The organism is Puerhibacterium sp. TATVAM-FAB25 (genome assembly GCF_046535855.1).
Lineage (GTDB): Bacteria > Actinomycetota > Actinomycetes > Actinomycetales > Cellulomonadaceae > Puerhibacterium > Puerhibacterium variabilis_A.
In genome coordinates this window covers 200,301-215,929 of record NZ_JAXUAK010000004.1, presented here as the reverse complement: position 1 = coordinate 215,929, position 15,629 = coordinate 200,301, and the positions used below count along the sequence as shown (strand labels likewise).

At 77.3% G+C, this 15,629-nt stretch carries 15 protein-coding genes; 8 read left to right on the top strand and 7 right to left on the bottom strand.

Annotated elements, in window-relative coordinates; all coding sequences use genetic code 11:
• Genes tilS through dacB form a run of 3 tightly spaced genes read right to left on the bottom strand, consistent with a single transcriptional unit; the run spans position 1 to position 3,785 of the window.
• Positions 1–1,182, bottom strand: a complete 1,182-nt coding sequence (gene tilS, locus U5M74_RS06385) for a tRNA lysidine(34) synthetase TilS (protein WP_410907215.1) — start codon at positions 1,180–1,182, stop codon at positions 1–3.
• A 5-nt stretch (positions 1,183–1,187) separates the two neighbouring features.
• On the bottom strand, positions 1,188–2,327 hold the full coding sequence (locus U5M74_RS06380; RefSeq protein WP_410907213.1) for a zinc-dependent metalloprotease: 1,140 nt from the start codon (positions 2,325–2,327) through the stop codon (positions 1,188–1,190).
• Positions 2,328–2,381: 54 nt separating this feature from the next.
• Positions 2,382–3,785: a D-alanyl-D-alanine carboxypeptidase/D-alanyl-D-alanine-endopeptidase gene (gene dacB, locus U5M74_RS06375; RefSeq protein ID WP_410907211.1), complete on the bottom strand. Its 1,404-nt coding sequence runs from the start codon at positions 3,783–3,785 to the stop codon at positions 2,382–2,384.
• 142 nt (positions 3,786–3,927) lie between these two features.
• Here dacB and U5M74_RS06370 point away from each other — a divergent pair, with 142 nt between their 5' ends.
• The 5 genes from U5M74_RS06370 to U5M74_RS06350 all read left to right on the top strand — a co-directional run bounded on the left by U5M74_RS06370 (position 3,928) and on the right by U5M74_RS06350 (position 9,228).
• The gene (locus tag U5M74_RS06370; protein ID WP_410907209.1) at positions 3,928–4,422 is read left to right on the top strand and encodes an inorganic diphosphatase; all 495 of its coding nucleotides are present in this window, start codon (positions 3,928–3,930) and stop codon (positions 4,420–4,422) included.
• Positions 4,423–4,518: 96 nt separating this feature from the next.
• Complete coding sequence (locus tag U5M74_RS06365) at positions 4,519–5,577, top strand: zinc-binding dehydrogenase (RefSeq protein ID WP_410907208.1); 1,059 nt, start codon at positions 4,519–4,521, stop codon at positions 5,575–5,577.
• A gap of 490 nt (positions 5,578–6,067) precedes the next feature.
• Positions 6,068–7,420 (top strand): bifunctional o-acetylhomoserine/o-acetylserine sulfhydrylase, encoded by a 1,353-nt coding sequence (locus U5M74_RS06360; protein WP_410907206.1) that lies wholly within the window; start codon positions 6,068–6,070, stop codon positions 7,418–7,420.
• The gene (locus tag U5M74_RS06355; protein ID WP_410907204.1) at positions 7,417–8,634 is read left to right on the top strand and encodes a homoserine O-acetyltransferase; all 1,218 of its coding nucleotides are present in this window, start codon (positions 7,417–7,419) and stop codon (positions 8,632–8,634) included. Before U5M74_RS06360 ends, U5M74_RS06355 begins: the two co-directional genes overlap by 4 nt.
• A 162-nt stretch (positions 8,635–8,796) precedes the next feature.
• Positions 8,797–9,228: a VOC family protein gene (locus tag U5M74_RS06350; RefSeq protein WP_410907202.1), complete on the top strand. Its 432-nt coding sequence runs from the start codon at positions 8,797–8,799 to the stop codon at positions 9,226–9,228.
• 13 nt (positions 9,229–9,241) lie between these two features.
• On the opposite strand, the gene U5M74_RS06345 is transcribed toward U5M74_RS06350, so the two are convergent.
• Positions 9,242–10,192, bottom strand: a complete 951-nt coding sequence (locus U5M74_RS06345) for a hypothetical protein (protein ID WP_410907201.1) — start codon at positions 10,190–10,192, stop codon at positions 9,242–9,244.
• A 114-nt stretch (positions 10,193–10,306) separates the two neighbouring features.
• Here U5M74_RS06345 and U5M74_RS06340 point away from each other — a divergent pair, with 114 nt between their 5' ends.
• Positions 10,307–11,266 (top strand): zinc-binding dehydrogenase, encoded by a 960-nt coding sequence (locus U5M74_RS06340; protein ID WP_410907199.1) that lies wholly within the window; start codon positions 10,307–10,309, stop codon positions 11,264–11,266.
• A 35-nt stretch (positions 11,267–11,301) separates the two neighbouring features.
• On the opposite strand, the gene U5M74_RS06335 is transcribed toward U5M74_RS06340, so the two are convergent.
• Together U5M74_RS06335 and U5M74_RS06330 are read right to left on the bottom strand one after the other, a co-directional pair.
• Positions 11,302–12,603: a hypothetical protein gene (locus tag U5M74_RS06335; protein WP_410907197.1), complete on the bottom strand. Its 1,302-nt coding sequence runs from the start codon at positions 12,601–12,603 to the stop codon at positions 11,302–11,304.
• A 327-nt stretch (positions 12,604–12,930) separates the two neighbouring features.
• Positions 12,931–13,251 (bottom strand): MTH1187 family thiamine-binding protein, encoded by a 321-nt coding sequence (locus U5M74_RS06330; protein WP_069984726.1) that lies wholly within the window; start codon positions 13,249–13,251, stop codon positions 12,931–12,933.
• Between the two features lie 67 nt (positions 13,252–13,318).
• On the opposite strand from U5M74_RS06330, the gene cofD reads away from it, so the two are divergent.
• Together cofD and cofC are read left to right on the top strand one after the other, a co-directional pair.
• Positions 13,319–14,281: a 2-phospho-L-lactate transferase gene (gene cofD / locus U5M74_RS06325; RefSeq protein ID WP_410907195.1), complete on the top strand. Its 963-nt coding sequence runs from the start codon at positions 13,319–13,321 to the stop codon at positions 14,279–14,281.
• Positions 14,278–14,976 carry a 2-phospho-L-lactate guanylyltransferase gene (cofC, locus tag U5M74_RS06320; protein ID WP_410907193.1) on the top strand — a complete coding sequence of 233 codons (699 nt, stop codon included), beginning with the start codon at positions 14,278–14,280 and terminating at the stop codon, positions 14,974–14,976. The genes cofD and cofC overlap by 4 nt, the downstream gene beginning before the upstream one ends.
• 15 nt (positions 14,977–14,991) lie before the next feature.
• Here cofC and U5M74_RS06315 read toward each other — a convergent pair whose 3' ends face one another.
• On the bottom strand, positions 14,992–15,612 hold the full coding sequence (locus tag U5M74_RS06315) for a nitroreductase family protein (RefSeq protein WP_410907191.1): 621 nt from the start codon (positions 15,610–15,612) through the stop codon (positions 14,992–14,994).
• Positions 15,613–15,629: the final 17 nt, after the last annotated feature.

The window sequence follows — 15,629 nt, the reverse complement described above, 5'->3', positions numbered from 1 at the left end:
TCACTCCTCGGTGCTCGGGGCGGGGCGCAGGAAAACTCTGCCACACGCCCGGCCGGCCGCCGCACCGGTCGGCAGGCCCGCCTCACCCTGCCCGTGCCAGTCGACGACCAGGGCGTCGAGGGCGTCGACGTGGCGGGCGGTGAGGGCGCCCGGCGACCCGACGACGACGGCCGCGGCGGCGCGCAGCGCGCGGCGCCGCAGGGCGGCCGGCGCGGCGGCGAGCACGGCGGCGTCGAGCACGACCCCGGCGCCGTCGCGCCCGTCCACCTCGGGGTTGTCAGGACCAGCGCAGGCCATACCGTGCGCCCGTACTGACACGTCGGGGTGGGCGGGGGGCAGGGTGGCGCGCGCCAGGAGGTCGGCGGCCAGGGCGTCGAGCGCGTCGGCGTCGTCACGCAGCAGGGCGGCCGACCGGGCGAGGGCCAGCGCGACGCCCGGCCCCAGCACCGCCTCGAGCACCGGCAGCGCCTCGTGCCGCACCCGCGAGCGCGCGGGCGCCCCCGCCCCGGCCCCGGCTCCGACCCCGACACCGGCCCCGACACCGGCCCCGGCGTCCGCGGGCCCGTTCGTCGGGTCGTGCCACGGGTCGAGGCCGAGCGCCGCGCACGCCGCGAGCGTCTGGGCGCGGCGGACACCGAGGAGCGGCCGGCGGTAGACGCCCCGGCGCCGCGGCATGCCCGCGAGCGAGCGCGCCCCGCTCCCCCGGGCCAGCCCGAGCAGCACCGACTCCGCCTGGTCGTCGAGGGTGTGCCCCAGCAGCACGGCCGCCGCGCCGAGCTCGGCGGCGACGGCGTCGAGCGCGGCGTACCGCGCGTCCCGCGCCGCGGCCTCCGGCCCGGCAGGGCTGCGCGGCACCGCCACGCGCCGCACGACGACGGGCTCCAGCCCGAGCCCGCGGCACTGCTCGGCGGCGCGCGCGGCGACGGCGTGGGACCCCGGCTGGAGCCCGTGGTCGACGACGACGGCGCCGGCCCGCACCCCGTGCCCGCGCGAGCGCACGGACCGCCCCACCCGGGGCGCCTCCAGCGCGAGCGCGCCCGCGAGCGCCAGGGAGTCGGGCCCGCCGGAGCAGGCGACGAGCACGAGGGCATCCGGCCCCGAGCCGGCGAGCCGGGCGAGCCCGGCGAGCTCGGCGCGGACGGCGGCGCGGACGGCGGCGAGCGCGGGGTCGACGCGCCCCACCGGCGTCAGCCGTGCACCCGGCGCACCCAGGCCGGGGCGTCGGCGATCTCGCGCGCGGACGGCAGGTTCTCCGGGGCGGCGAACGCGGCGTTCAGCCCGTCGCGCCCCACGATCTCCTCGACGGCCCGCACGAACTGCGCCCCGTCGCGGTACTGGGCGAGCTTGGCCTCCATGCCCAGCAGCCGGCGCAGCACGACGTCGAAGGTGGGGGCGCCCTCGCCGGCGCGGCGGCGGTCGAACCGCGCGCGGATGGTGCGCACGCTGCGCACGACGCGGGGCCCCACGGCGTCCATCATCACGTCGGCGTGCCCCTCGAGCAGGGCCATCACGGCGGTGACCTCGACCAGCTCGTCCTTCTGGGCGGGGGTCATGAGGCGGTCGAGCGGGGCGGGGCCGTCGCCGCGGACCACCCCGGCGACGACGTCGTACGTGGCGCGCCCGGCCGCGGCGAGCTTGCGCCGCAGCGGGGCGCGGGAGAACCCGATCGACGTGCGCGCGAGGTCCTGCAGCAGCGTGCCGACGCGGTCGCGCAGGTGGCCGGCGAGCCACGGCGCGGCGGCGAACTGCAGGGCGTGCGTCTGCTCGTGCAGGCACACCCACAGGCGGAAGTCCGCGGGGTGCACGTCCAGCGCGCGCTCCACCTGCAGCACGTTCGGCGCCACGAGCAGCAGGCGCCCCGGCCCCGCGGCGTCGGCGTCGGTGCCGAGCGCCGAGTACGGGTCGAACTGGCCCAGCACGCGGGAGGACAGCAGCGCCAGCAGGCCGCCCACCTCGGCGGCGCCGCCGAGCCGGGCCGCGTCGGAGGTGGGCACGGACTCCTCGCCGAGCGTCGCGGCGACGGGCGCGGTCATGGCCTCCATCACCTGCGTGTTGGCGCGCGCCCAGGTGGCGCGGTCGACGACGGCCACCTGGCCGAGCAGCGGCGCGCCGTCCTGCGCCCCGCCGACGACGTGGCGCACGCCACCGGCCGGCTCGAGCCGCGTGGTGCGCAGCACGTGCGGCACGGCCCGCGCAGCGGCGTGCCGCAGGCCCTCGACGAGCTCGGCGATCTGCTCGCGCGTGGCCCGCGGGCCGGGCGGGGCGACGTGGGCGGCGATGCCGGCGGCGGCGGACCAGTCGACGACCGGATCGGGCGTGGAGTTCACGCGACCACCGTAGCCACGTGCCGGCCGGCGCGGCGCGCCCGGCGCCGGCCCGGGTCAGACCTGGGCGAGCCGGCCCGCGAGCCCGTCGAAGATCTGCCGCGCCCCGTACGTGCCGCCGTCGGGGATGCGGTCGGCGAGGAAGGCGAACAGCAGCAGGCGGTCGTCGCCGGTGACGACGCTTCCGGCGAGCCCGACGGTGCTCGGCAGCGAGCCCGTCTTGGCGCGCACGAGCCCGCGCCCCGGGTTGTCGCCGCCGTAGCGGCCCGAGAGCGTGCCGGACAGGCCGGCGACCGGCATGCCGACGGCGATGTCGCGCAGCTCGGGGTGCTCGGGGTCGACGGCGAGCCGCAGCGTGTCCACGAGCTGGCGCGCGGTCATGACCGAGCCGCGGCCGAGCCCGGAGCAGTCCACGAGCCGGGCGCCGTCGAGGTCCACCCCCAGGCCGGCCACCACGTCGACCACCGCCTCCGTGGAGCCCTCGAGGGACCCCGGCAGGCCCCGGTCGAGCGCGACGAGCCGGCCGAGCACCTCGGTGATCGTGTTGTCCGAGTGCTCCAGCGCGTACTCGACCACCTGGTCGAGCGGCGCCGACTCCACCTGCCCGAGGACGCGCGCGCCCTCGGGCGCCGCGCCCCGGGCCGGCTCGCCCGTCACCGTCACGCCGTGCTCGCCGAGCGCCCGGGCGAACGCCTGCGCGGCGGCCATCGCAGGGTCCTTCTCGCGCGGCGCGTACTCCTCGTCCTCCAGGCGCGCGATGTCGACCGCCAGCGCGGCGACGGGCGCCAGGTAGCCGTCGGTGACGTCGGCGGCCGGGACGGTGGGGGCGATCGCGGCGCCGCTGAAGAGGGTGTCGTCGAGGGTGAGCCGCACCTCGGTGCGGCCGGTGAGCGTGACCTGCGCCGCCACCTGCGCGGCGAGGTCGTCGAGCCCGGCGCGGCCGTTGACGGCGTCGGGGTCCCCGGCCCCCGCCGCGAGCATCATGTCGCCGCCGCCCACCAGCACGAGCCCGCCGTCGCCGTCGTCGACGACGGTGGTGGGCAGGGTCGCGTCCTCGCCCAGCGTCGTCACGGCGGCCACGGCGGTGACGAGCTTCTGCGTGGAGGCGGGCACCAGCCCCGCGTCCGCGCCCGCCTCGCCGAGCACGTCGCCGCTGAGCGCGTCGACGACGAGCAGGCCGGCGCGCTCGCCCAGCCGCTCGTCCTGCGCCACCTCGTCGACCAGGGCGCCGACGTCGTCGGCGGACGGCTCCGGCGCGTCGCTGGGCAGCGGGTCGAGCACCGCGGACGGCGACGGGCCGGGCTGCGCGGCGGGCGCCGTGGGGAACGGCGCCGGCTGCGGCGGCGCGGGCGCGAGCGTGAGCGCGCCCGGCACGACGTCGTAGGCGTCCGCGGCGAGGTATCCCCCGACGAGCACGACCACCGTCGTGACGGTGGCACCGACCCGTGCCCGCCACCCCATGGTTCCTCCAGCCTGTCGCCCGCCGGCCGCGGGCTCCGGACCGCCCGCGCGCGTGACAACGGGCATCATGGCACGCCTTCCCGGCGGGCCGAGCACGCGCACGTGGCACACTTGTCCCGGCGTACCGACGGCAGGAGGAAGTGTGGAGTTCGACGTCACGATCGAGATCCCGAAGGGTCAGCGGAACAAGTACGAGGTGGACCACGAGACCGGTCGCATCCGTCTGGACCGCATGCTCTTCACCTCGACCCGCTACCCGGACGACTACGGGTTCATCGAGGGAACGCTCGGCGAGGACGGCGACCCGCTGGACGCTCTCGTCCTGCTGGAGGAGCCGACCTTCCCGGGCTGCCTGATCCGCTGCCGCGCGCTGGGCATGTTCCGCATGCGCGACGAGGCCGGCGGCGACGACAAGGTGCTGTGCGTGCCCACGGGCGACCAGCGCGCCGCCTGGCGCCAGGACATCGACGACGTGTCGGACTTCCACCGCCTGGAGATCCAGCACTTCTTCGAGGTCTACAAGGACCTCGAGCCCGGCAAGTCCGTCGAGGGCGCCCACTGGGTGGGCCGCGCCGAGGCCGAGGCCGAGATCGAGCGTTCGGTCCAGCGCGCCAAGGACCACGGCTACCACCACTGACCTCCGGGCCCGGCCACGACGGCCGGGCCGCAGGTCCGACGACGGCGGCGCCGCACCCCGCACCGGGGCGCGGCGCCGCCGTCGTACTGTGGGCGCATGCTCGCAGCCATCATCCACGGCCCTCGTGACGTGCGCGCCGAGAACCGGCCGGACCCCCGGGTCCTCACCCCCGGCGACGCCGTCGTGCGCGTCGTCGCCTCCTGCGTGTGCGGCTCGGACCTGTGGCCCTACCGCGGCGTCAACGAGACCCGCGAGCCGCGCCCCATCGGCCACGAGCTGGTGGGCGTCGTCGAGGAGCTCGGCGCCGACGTGACGTCCGCGCAGGTCGGCGACTTCGTCATCGTGCCGTTCTCGCTCAGCTGCGGGGAGTGCCAGGCCTGCCGCGCCGGCTTCCCGTCGGCGTGCGACAAGGTCACCGGCTTCGGCTCCGCCGACCGCGACGGGCTGCCGGTCGACGGTGCCCAGGGCGAGCGCGTGCGCATCCCGCTGGCCCAGCACTCCCTGTTCCCCGTCGGCCGCACCGAGGCCGACCTCGAGGCCGCCGGCCTGGTGCCGCACCTGCTCACGCTCGCCGACGTCATGTCGACCGGCTACCACGCCGCGGTGTCCGCGCACGTGGGCCCGGGCGACGTCGTGGCCGTCGTGGGTGACGGCGCGGTCGGCCTGTCGGGCGTCATCGCCGCCAAGCAGCTCGGCGCCGAGCGCATCATCGCGATGAGCCGGCACGAGGACCGTGCGGCGCTGGCCCGCGAGCTCGGGGCCACCGACGTCGTCTCCGAGCGCGGCGAGGAGGCGACGGCCGCGGTGCGCGACCTGCTCGACGGAGACCTCGCGGACGCGGCGCTGGAGTGCGTGGGCACCGCGCAGTCGATGGACCAGGCGTTCGGCGTGGTCCGCGGCGGCGGGCGCATCGGGTTCGTGGGCGTGCCGCACGGTCCGGCGCTCGACGTGACCCGCATGTTCCGGCGCAACATCTCCGTGGGCGGCGGCATGGCCTCGGCCCGGCGCTACATGGCGGAGCTGCTGCCGGACGTGCTGGACGGGACGATCATCCCGGGGCGCGTGTTCGACCTGGAGCTGCCGCTGGCCAAGGTGGCGGAGGCGTACGCCGCGATGGACGAGCGGCGGGCGACGAAGGTGCTGCTGCGTCCTTGACGCCGTCTGACGGCCCGGCCGTCTGACGGCGCGCGGGCGAGCGCCTCGTGCTCGAATGATCCGGTCGCTGCGCTCCCTCGGCTCTCGCGCGAGCCGCTCCCCCGCACCGCTTCCCTGCCGGACCGGCGTGCCTGGCCGGGCGTCGACGTCGCCCTCGGCGAGCGTCGTAGCTTCCCGGCGAAGACGGTTGGGAAGCCGGGGAACTGCGACGTTCACGCTCGGAACGGGCGTCGCGGCCGTCTCATATCTTGGTCCCACATCGTGGGATGCCGGTTTCGTGCGCCTGGTGGCGCCGTTACTGTCCCAGCCATGACCCGTCGAATGTGTCGCTGACCCCAGCGCACGTTCGCCTGCCCGGACCCGCTCCGGCCCCGCGTGCGCAGACGCCCGCCGCGGACCACCTCCGACGCAGCAGGCCCCCGAGAGGGGCGTCCGCGGCCCGTCCTACGTCAGCAGAGACGACCCCTCGCCAGCACCCCGGAGGACCACCATGAGCACCCAGCCGAACTGGTCGTTCGAGACCCGTCAGATCCACGCCGGCCAGTCGCCGGACCCCGTCACCGGCGCCCGCGCCCTGCCGATCTTCCAGACCACCTCGTTCGTGTTCCCCTCGGCCGACGTCGCCGCCGACCGCTTCGCCCTGCAGGACCTGGGCCCGATCTACACGCGCATCGGCAACCCCACGCAGGAGGTCGTCGAGAACCGCATCGCCGACCTCGAGGGGGGCGTCGGCGCGCTGCTCGTCGCCTCGGGCCAGGCGGCCGAGTCGCTGGCGATCCTCAACATCGCGGAGGCGGGCGACCACGTCGTCGCCAGCCCGAGCCTCTACGGCGGCACGTACAACCTGCTGCACTACACGCTGCCCAAGCTGGGCGTGGAGACGACGTTCGTCACCGACCCGCACGACCCGCAGGCCTGGCGCGACGCCGTGCGGCCGAACACCAAGCTGTTCTTCGGCGAGACCGTGCCGAACCCGCTGGCCGACGTGCTCGACATCGAGACCGTCGCGGGCGTCGCGCACGAGGTCGGCGTGCCGCTGGTCGTCGACAACACCGTGCCCACGCCCTACCTGCTGCGCCCGCTGGAGTGGGGCGCCGACGTCGTCGTGCACTCGGCCACCAAGTACCTCGGCGGCCACGGCTCCGCGATCGGCGGCGTCATCGTCGACGGGGGCACGTTCGACTACGCGCTGCACCCCGAGCGCTTCAGCAACTTCAACCAGCCCGACCCGAGCTACCACGGCCTGGTCTACGCCCGGGACCTGGGCGTCGGCTCGCCGCTGGGGGCCAACCTCGCGTTCGTGCTCAAGGCGCGCGTGCAGCTGCTGCGCGACCTCGGCCCGGCGATCTCGCCGTTCAACGCGTTCCTGCTCGCCCAGGGCATCGAGACGCTCTCGCTGCGCATCGAGCGGCACGTGGCCAACGCCCAGAAGGTGGCCGAGTGGCTCGAGGCGCGCGACGACGTGCGTCGCGTGCACTACGCCGGGCTGCCGTCGTCGCGCTGGCACGAGGCGGCGGCGAAGTACCTGCCGAAGGGGGCGGGCGCCGTGCTGGCCTTCGAGCTGGACGTCGACGACCCGGAGACGGCCCGCCGGGCCGGGCAGGCGTTCGTCTCGGCGCTGCAGCTGCACTCGAACGTCGCCAACATCGGCGACGTCCGGTCGCTGGTCATCCACCCCGCCTCGACCACGCACAGCCAGCTCACGCCGCTCGAGCAGGAGCTCTCCGGCGTGACGCCGGGGCTCGTGCGCCTCGCCGTGGGCCTGGAGCACCTGGACGACATCCTCGCGGACCTCGAGCTCGGCTTCACCGCCGCCAAGGGCCGGCTCGGGGCCAACGCGTGACACGCACGACCCCGCTCGTCGGCAGCGCCAACCGCCTCGTCGGGACCACGCCCCGGGCGGCCGCCAGGCCCCCCGTCCCCGCGACGGGGGCCTGGCGCGACGGCGACCCCGCCGGCGACCGGCGGTTCGCCGCCGTCGGCTCGTTCGAGCTCGAGGGCGGCGGGCTGCTGCCCGACGTCACCGTGGCCTACGAGACGTACGGCGAGCTCGCCGCCGACGGGTCCAACGCCGTCCTGGTGCTGCACGCGCTCACCGGCGACTCCCACGTGGCCGGCCCCGCGGGCCCGGGCCACCTGTCCGCGGGCTGGTGGGAGGACCTGGTCGGCCCCGGCCGGCCCGTCGACACCGACCGCTGGTTCGTGGTGGTGCCCAACGTGCTGGGCGGGTGCCAGGGCACCACGGGCCCGTCGTCCGTCGCGCCGGACGGGCGCCCGTGGGGCGGGCGCTTCCCGCGCGTCACGACGCGCGACCAGGTGGCCGTGGAGGTCGAGCTGGCGCGCCAGCTCGGCGTGCGCTCCTGGGAGCTCGTGGTCGGCGCGTCCATGGGCGGCCTGCGCGCACTGGAGTGGGCTCTGATGGGCCCCGAGGCCGGGATCGAGGTGCGCGGCCTGGCCGCGATCGCGACGACGGCGCAGACCAGCGCGGACCAGATCGCCTGGGCGCACCCGCAGCTCGCGGCGATCCGGCTCGACCCGCGCTGGAACGGCGGCGACTACTACGACGCGCCGGACGGCGAGGGGCCGCACGCCGGCCTCGGCGTCGCACGGCAGATCGCGCACACGACCTACCGCTCGGCGCACGAGCTGGACACCCGGTTCGGCCGCCTGCCGCAGGGCGGGGAGGACCCGCTGACCGACGGCCGCTACGCCGTCCAGTCGTACCTGGACCACCACGGCGACAAGCTGGCCCGCCGGTTCGACGCCAACTCCTACCTGGTGCTCACCGAGTCGATGCTCACGCACGACCTGGGGCGCGACCGCGGCGGGGTGGAGGCGGCGCTCTCGCAGGTCACGGCGCGCACGCTGGTGGTCGCGGTGGACTCCGACCGGCTGTTCCCGCCGGCGCAGTCGGCGCGCATCGCGGCCTGGGTGCCGGGGGCCGAGGGGCTGCGGATCATCACCTCGGAGCACGGGCACGACGGGTTCCTCATCGAGTTCGACCAGCTCGGCCCCATCGTGCGGGAGTTCCTGGGAGCCACCGAGCGCGTCGGCTGAGCGGCGCCGCCGCCCGCGCCGGCGCACCGGCTGAAACCCGTCGCGGGGCCTTGCCGTGGTCCGGTGCCGGCCCCACCCTGGTGCTGACCCCGTCACACCTGGGTGGGGCGGCGGCCACGACGCCGGGCGGCCCGCGCCCGGCCTGGACGGGAGGGATCCGCCATGGCCAAGCTCAACCCCTACGTCAGCTTCAAGGACAACGCCCGCGAGGCGCTGGAGTTCTGGCAGTCCGCGCTGGGCGGCGAGCTGAGCATCTCGGTGTTCTCGGACGTCCCGGAGGTCGCCGGCATGCTCCAGGACGAGTCGGAGAAGTCGCTCGTCATGCACGGCCAGCTCGACGCGCCCGGCGGCCTGACCCTCATGGCCGCCGACACCGGCTCCTCCATGCCCTACGAGGCGCCGACGTCGGGCGTCACCGTGGCCCTCACCGGCGGGCCCGAGGACCTGGAGTACATCCGCGGCGCGTACGAGGCGCTGTCGGACGGCGCCAGCGACGTCATGCCGCTCGACCTCGCCCCGTGGGGCGACCACTACGGCCAGCTCACCGACCGCTACGGCATCACCTGGATGTTCGACGTCGGCCCGGAGGAGTGACGCCCGGCCGCGGTCACACGGTCCGCAGCAGCGCCGCGCGGCGCGCCTCGACGTCGTCCGCGCGGCGCCGCAGCGCCTCCTCCCGCGCCGCGAGGCCCTGCTGCACGTGCCCGACGGCGCCGCGCGCCCGCTGCACGCGGTCGGCCGCGTCGGCGATGCGGTTCTTGACCGCCCAGTCGCCGAAGATGTTGTCCATCCAGTCGAAGACGCTGGTCAGGCCGTCGATGCCGATGCCGCCGACGCCCTGCTGGCCGAGGTCGCCCAGCTCGGTGGCGAGCCGGCGCAGGTCCAGGTCGGCCTGGCGCATCAGCGCGGCCGCCTTGTCGAGCTTGTCGTGCTTGACCATGTCGGCCACGAACCCGCCGCCGAAGAACGTGTCGTAGGTGGCCCAGCCGTCCGCGCTGCGCAGGTGCCCCGCGGCGGCGGCGAGGCTGGCCTCGGCGGTGTGCGCCGCGGCGGCGGCCTCCGCGACCTCCTGGCGCTCGGCGGCGACGGCGCCGGACTCCCGCGCCAGGGCGTCGAGGTCGGCCACGGCGGGCCCGCCGTGCGTGCGCGCCCACGCCTCCACCGCGTGCAGCGCCTGGGCCCGGCGGGCGGCCACGTCGCCGAGCGCGGCGAGCTCGGCGTCCACGGCCGCGAGCTCGCGCTCCGCGGCGCCCAGCCGCGCCTCGACGACGCCGACGGCGTACTGCGCGGCCTGCTGCTCGGCGCGCTCGCGGTCGAGGCGCTCGGCGCGGTCGCCGCGCAGGCCGGCCCAGATGCGCGTCGGGCTCAGGTGCTCGAGCCGCTCGACGTCGGCCGTCTCGTCCGCGAGCCGCCCGCGGGCCTCCGCGAGCGCCTCGCGCTCGGCCTGCGCGGCCCCGTGCGCGCGCTCGCGGCGCGCGGCGAGGCGGGCGTGCTCGGCGACGGCGCGCTCCGCGGCGTCGAGGAGGTGGCGGGGGTCGCGCTCCGGTGCGGTCGGCATGCCGGGACCCTAGCGCCCCCGGACCGCGGGACCGGCACCCGCCGGGCGTGCCGGTCCCGCCGTCGCCGGCCGGGCGGGAGGGCCGAGCAGGAGGCCGGTCGGTAGGGTCGCGGCATGCGTGCCGCCTACGCCGCCCGGTTCTCCCCCGACGACCCGCTCGCCGGCCTCGAGGTCGGCGAGCGCCCCGACCCGCAGGAGCGCGAGCACTGGACCACCGTGACGGTGCGTGCGGCGAGCCTCAACCACCACGACCTGTGGTCGCTGCGCGGGGTGGGCCTGCGCGCCGAGCAGCTGCCCATGGTGCTGGGCACCGACGCCGCGGGGGTCACGCCGGACGGCACCGAGGTGGTGGTGCACGGCGTCGTCGGGGCGGACGGCCACGGCGTCGGGCCCCGCGAGCCGCGCTCGCTGCTGTCGGAGCGCTACCCGGGCACGCTCGCCGAGCGGGTCGCCGTGCCCACCGCGAACCTCGTGCCCAAGCCGCCGGAGCTCTCGTTCGCCGAGGCCGCGTGCCTGCCCACCGCCTGGCTCACGGCCTACCGGATGCTCTTCACCGTCGGCGGGCTGACGCCGGGCGACCGGGTGCTCGTCCAGGGCGCGGGCGGCGGCGTCGCGACGGCGGCGATCGTGCTCGGCGCGGCCGCCGGCCTCGAGGTGACCGCGACGTCGCGCTCCGCGGCGAAGCGAGAGCGGGCGCTGGCCCTCGGGGCGGCGCACGCCGTCGAGACGGGCGCGCGCGTGCCGGCGCGGGTCGACGCCGTGGTCGAGTCGGTGGGCCGGGCCACGTGGGCGCACTCGGTGCGGTCCGTGCGCCCGGGCGGCACGATCGTCGTGTGCGGCGCCACCTCCGGCGACGCCTCGCCCGCCGAGCTGAACCGCATCTTCTTCCAGGAGATCGCGGTGCGCGGGGTCACCATGGGCACCCGCGAGGAGCTCGCGGCGCTGGCGAGGTTCTGCGCCCGCACCGGCGTGCGGCCGGTGATCGACTCGCAGGTGTCGCTCGACGACGTCGGCCGGGGCCTGGCGCGGATGGCCGCGGGCGAGCAGACCGGCAAGATCGTCGTCGTGCCCTGAGCGGACGGGCACGGCCGGGCGACCGCGCCGGCCGGTCAGGCGAAGCGGTCGCGGAACGCGTCCGCCAGCGTGGGGCCGGTGTCCTTGCCCAGGCGCCACACCACCCAGCCGTCCGCCGCACGGGAGCCGGACGCCGCGACGGCGGCCACGTCCGGGTGGCGGTAGCGGCCGCCGTCGGGCAGCTCGATGACGCCGTCGGGGCGCAGCACCGCCTCGAAGCGCTGGCGGCGGCGGGGCCGCGACCACACCAGCGGCGTGTCCGCGCCGATGCTGCTCGCGAGGGCGATGAGGTCGGGGTCGGTCTCCTCCGCCACCGGCACCGGCGGGGCCGTCGGCGGGGTGCTCCACGGCTCCCCGGGCGCGGGGGTCGTGCCCGTGGTGGCGGCGGGCTCGGACGCCTCGGCGGCGGCCGCAGACGGCTCGGCGGCGGGCGCTGCCGGCGCGAAGCGGTCGGTCCGCGAGCGGCGCAGCGGCACGCGGGGTGGCCGCCCGCTGACCGTCCGGAGGCCCTCCGGCAGCGCGCCGGTGACGGGACGCGGCTCGGCCGGCGGCTCGGCGGCGGGAGCCGGTGCGGGCTGCTCCGCCGGCTGCTCCTCGGCGGCAGGCGCCGCGGTCTCCTGCTCCGGCGCGTCGGCGGCGGGCGCGTCCTCGTCCGGCGTCGGCGCCTCGGGGGCCTCTCCGGCGCCGTCCTCCTCCGGGCGCGGCGCCTGCACCACGACGGGCAGGGCGGCGGTGAGCGGCTGCATGCCCGGCGTCGCGACGATCTGCGGGGCGTCCGGCGCCGACGCGGGGTGGATGACGAGCGGCGAGACGTCGATGAACCGGCGGCCGTCGGCCCCGTGGAGCACGCCCATGCGCAGCACCTCGACCGGCATGGAGGGCTGCCGCAGGAAGTCGATCGCGTTGAGCACGTCCTGGCGCGCTTCCTGGCAGATCACGATGAGGCGCGCGCCGCCGCGGCCGGGCTGGGTCCGCGTCATGGGCACGGAGTCGTAGAACTCGGCCACGTCCCGCTGGAAGGCCTGCGGGCCGGCGTGGTACCGCGCGGCGAGCTGGGCGCGCGTCATCCGGCCGGCGGCGCCGGCGTGGTCGAGGGCGCGCGCGAGGGCGGCCTCGTCCAGCTCCGCGACCAGCTCGACGACGACGGGGGCACCCGTCGCGTCCAGGGCGAGCAGGTGCGGCTCGTCCGGCCCGGCGCCCGGCGCGACCGGGAAGATCTGCTCGCCGAGCAGCCCGTCGATGTGCGACTCGACGACCCGGTGGGCGCCCGACCCGACGCCGGAGCGCGGGGTGCGCACCAGGTGCGGTCGCTCTCCCTCGACCTCGAACAGCGGCACAGCCCACCTCCCGTCGTGCCCGGCGCGACCCGGGCCGGCCACGCGTCGCCATAGCCTACGCGCGCCGCACGGCAGCCCCGCGACACGCGACGATCCAGGTGAAAGGATAACGATCCGGACACATCACCCGCGCTCGGGCGGATCCGGCACGGACGATCCCGCAGGTGACGCCCGCCCGGGCGGACCGGCGAGCCCCGGACGCGGCCCGGGGGCGGCCGGGCCGCGGGTGTGGCGCACCCCACGCGGTCCGTGCAGCCGTCCGTGCAGCCGGTCGGCTGTGGCCGGTCGGCTGTGGCCGGTCGGCTGTGGCCGGTCAGCTGTGGCCGGTCAGCTGTGGCCGGTCTCCTCGGCCTCGGCGGCCAGCCGCTCCTCGACCCGCGCGACCTTGGCGTCGAGCTGCCCGGTGAAGCCGGGCCGGATGTCGGCCTTGAGCACCAGGGACACGCGGTGCCCGTCGCGGCCGACGGCGTCCGTGGCCGCCTTGATCACCGGCATCACCTCGTCCCACTCCCCCTCGATCTCGGTGAACATCGCGGAGGTGCGGTTGGGCAGCCCGGACTCGCGGACGATGCGGACGGCCTCGGCGACGGAGTCCGCGACGGACTCGCCGGCACCGAGCGGGGCGACGGAGAAGGCGAAGACGGCCATGGCCCCATCATGGCCCGCGCCGCCGTCCCCGGCCCGGCGCCCTGCATCGGCGTCTAGGCTCGACGGCGTGCCCCACACCCCCGCCCCGACCCCTCGTGTGACCGTGCTCGCCGGCGGCGTCGGCGGCGCCCGCCTGGCCCACGGCCTGGCCCGAGCGCTGCCCGCGGACGCCCTCGACGTCGTCGTGAACGTCGGCGACGACACCGAGCTGCACGGCCTGCACATCTCCCCGGACGTCGACACGGTGCTGTACACGCTCGCCGGCCTGAACGACGAGCAGCGCGGCTGGGGCCTGCGCGGCGAGACGTACGCGACGCTCGAGCAGATGACCCGCCTCGGCGAGGACACCTGGTTCACGCTGGGCGACAAGGACCTCGCCACGCACGTGGTCCGCACCGCGCGGCTGCGCGCGGGCGCCACGCCGAGCGAGGTGACGGCGCAGCTCGCGGCGGCCCTCGGCGTCGGTCCGCGGGTGCGGCCCGTCACCGACGACCGCATGGCGACGCTCGTCGACACCCCCGCCGGCCGCCTGGCGTTCCAGGAGTACTTCGTGCGGCGCCGGCACGCCGACGCCGTGCTCGGCCTGCACTACGACGGCGTCGACGCCGCGCGCCCGGCCCCCGGCGTCCTCGACGCGGTGACCGGCGCGGACGTGCTCGTGGTCGCCCCGTCCAACCCGTTCCTGTCGGTCGAGCCGGTGCTCGCCGTGCCGGGCGTGCGCGACGCGGTCCGCACGACGGCGGCGCGGCGCGTGGCGGTGAGCCCGATCGTCGGCGGCCAGGCGATCAAGGGGCCGGCCGCGCAGATCCTCGAGACGCTGGGGCACGAGGTGTCCGCCCTCGGCGTCGCGCGGCTCTACGTGGGCCTCGTGGACGTCATGGTGGTCGACGACGCCGACGCCGACCTCGCCGGGGCGATCGGCGACCTGGGGTTCGAGGTCGTGGTCACCGACACCGTGATGGGCGGCGCCGCGGGCCGCGAGCGCCTGGCCCGCGAGCTGCTGGCCGCCGCGGGGCACGCCGCCGCGTGACCCGCGTCGACCCGGTGAGCCCCGCGCCGCCCCTGCGTGCGGTCGCGGTCGTGCCGCTGCGCGACGGGGTGTCGGGCAAGTCGCGGCTCGCGACGGCGCTCGACCCCGGCGCCCGGCGGCGGCTGGTCGCCGCGCTGGCGCGGCACGTGGTGGCCACGCTGCTCGCGGTCGACGACGTGGTGCGCGTGGTGGTCGTGACGGCCGACCCGCCGTTCGCCCGCGAGGTGCTCGCCGGGCCCGGCGGCGGGCCCGGCGGCGGCCGGCTGGAGATCCTGCCGCAGCCGGCCGACCGGCCCGGGCTGAACGCCGCGCTCGACGTCGCGCGGGAGGCGGTGCTGACCGAGAGCGTGGCCGCCGCCCGGCTGCTGGTCGCGCACGCCGACCTGCCCGCCCTGACGCCCGACGACGTCGTCGCCCTGCTCGCGCCGGGCGGCGGCGGGACCGCTGCCGAGGTCGTCGTCGCCACGGACCGGCACGGCGCCGGCACCAACCTGCTCGCGCTGCCCCTGGCCGGCCCGGGGGCGCGCTTCGCGTTCCGGTTCGGCGTCGGCTCGCGCGCCGCGCACGAGGCCGAGGCGGCCCGGCACGGGCTGCGCGCCGTCGTCGTGGAGCGGCCGGGCACGGCGGCCGACCTCGACACCCTCGACGACTGGGACGAGCTGCCGCCCGCCGTGCGGGCGCGGCTCGCGGGCTGAGCTCGCGGCGCGGCCTCAGCCGCGGGGCCGCCCGCCGAACCGCCCGCGGTGCACCACCTCGTCGAGCGGCTTGCGGCGGCGCCGCGACGGCGAGCCCGCGGCCCCGCCGTCGGCCGGGTGCCCGACGGCGACCACGCCCGTCGGCGCCCACTCGGGCGGCACGTCGAACGCCGCGCGGAACGCCTCCAGCCGGTCCCCGGGCACGCCGAAGAAGCAGGCGCCGAGGCCCTCGTCGACCGCGGTCTGCAGGATCAGCAGCGCCGCCATGCCCGCGTCGACGTGCCAGTACGGCACCGGCCACCGGGCCTCGTCGCGGTCGGTCCAGCCCTTGTCGGGCTCGGCGTAGCGCCCCACGTAGGCCGCCTTGGAGGCCAGGACGGCCACGAGCAGCGGCGCGGTGCGCATGCCGCGCAGCCAGTCGCCCATGTCGCGGCCCGCCGGCGGCGTGGCCGCGGACCAGAACCGCTCCCGCTCCTCGGGGCTCTCGAGGACCAGGAACGCCCAGCCCTGCGTGAACCCGGCGCTCGGCGCGCGCACGGCGTTGCGCAGCAGCCGGTCGGCCTGCTCGGGCGCGACCGGCTCGTCGGTGAAGGCCCGCACCATCCGGCGCCGGCGCACGACGTCCTGGAACTCCACCGTCACCCCGCCCCGCG

Bases quoted from the DNA above. Each gene is read 5' to 3' on its own strand.
- dacB (WP_410907211.1), bottom strand. From the start codon at position 3,785: ATGGGGTGGCGGGCACGGGTCGGTGCCACCGTCACGACGGTGGTCGTG.
- U5M74_RS06345 (WP_410907201.1), bottom strand. From the start codon at position 10,192: ATGCCGACCGCACCGGAGCGCGACCCCCGCCACCTCCTCGACGCCGCG.
- U5M74_RS06365 (WP_410907208.1), top strand. From the start codon at position 4,519: ATGCTCGCAGCCATCATCCACGGCCCTCGTGACGTGCGCGCCGAGAAC.
- U5M74_RS06360 (WP_410907206.1), top strand. From the start codon at position 6,068: ATGAGCACCCAGCCGAACTGGTCGTTCGAGACCCGTCAGATCCACGCC.
- U5M74_RS06350 (WP_410907202.1), top strand. From the start codon at position 8,797: ATGGCCAAGCTCAACCCCTACGTCAGCTTCAAGGACAACGCCCGCGAG.
- U5M74_RS06340 (WP_410907199.1), top strand. From the start codon at position 10,307: ATGCGTGCCGCCTACGCCGCCCGGTTCTCCCCCGACGACCCGCTCGCC.
- U5M74_RS06330 (WP_069984726.1), bottom strand. From the start codon at position 13,251: ATGGCCGTCTTCGCCTTCTCCGTCGCCCCGCTCGGTGCCGGCGAGTCC.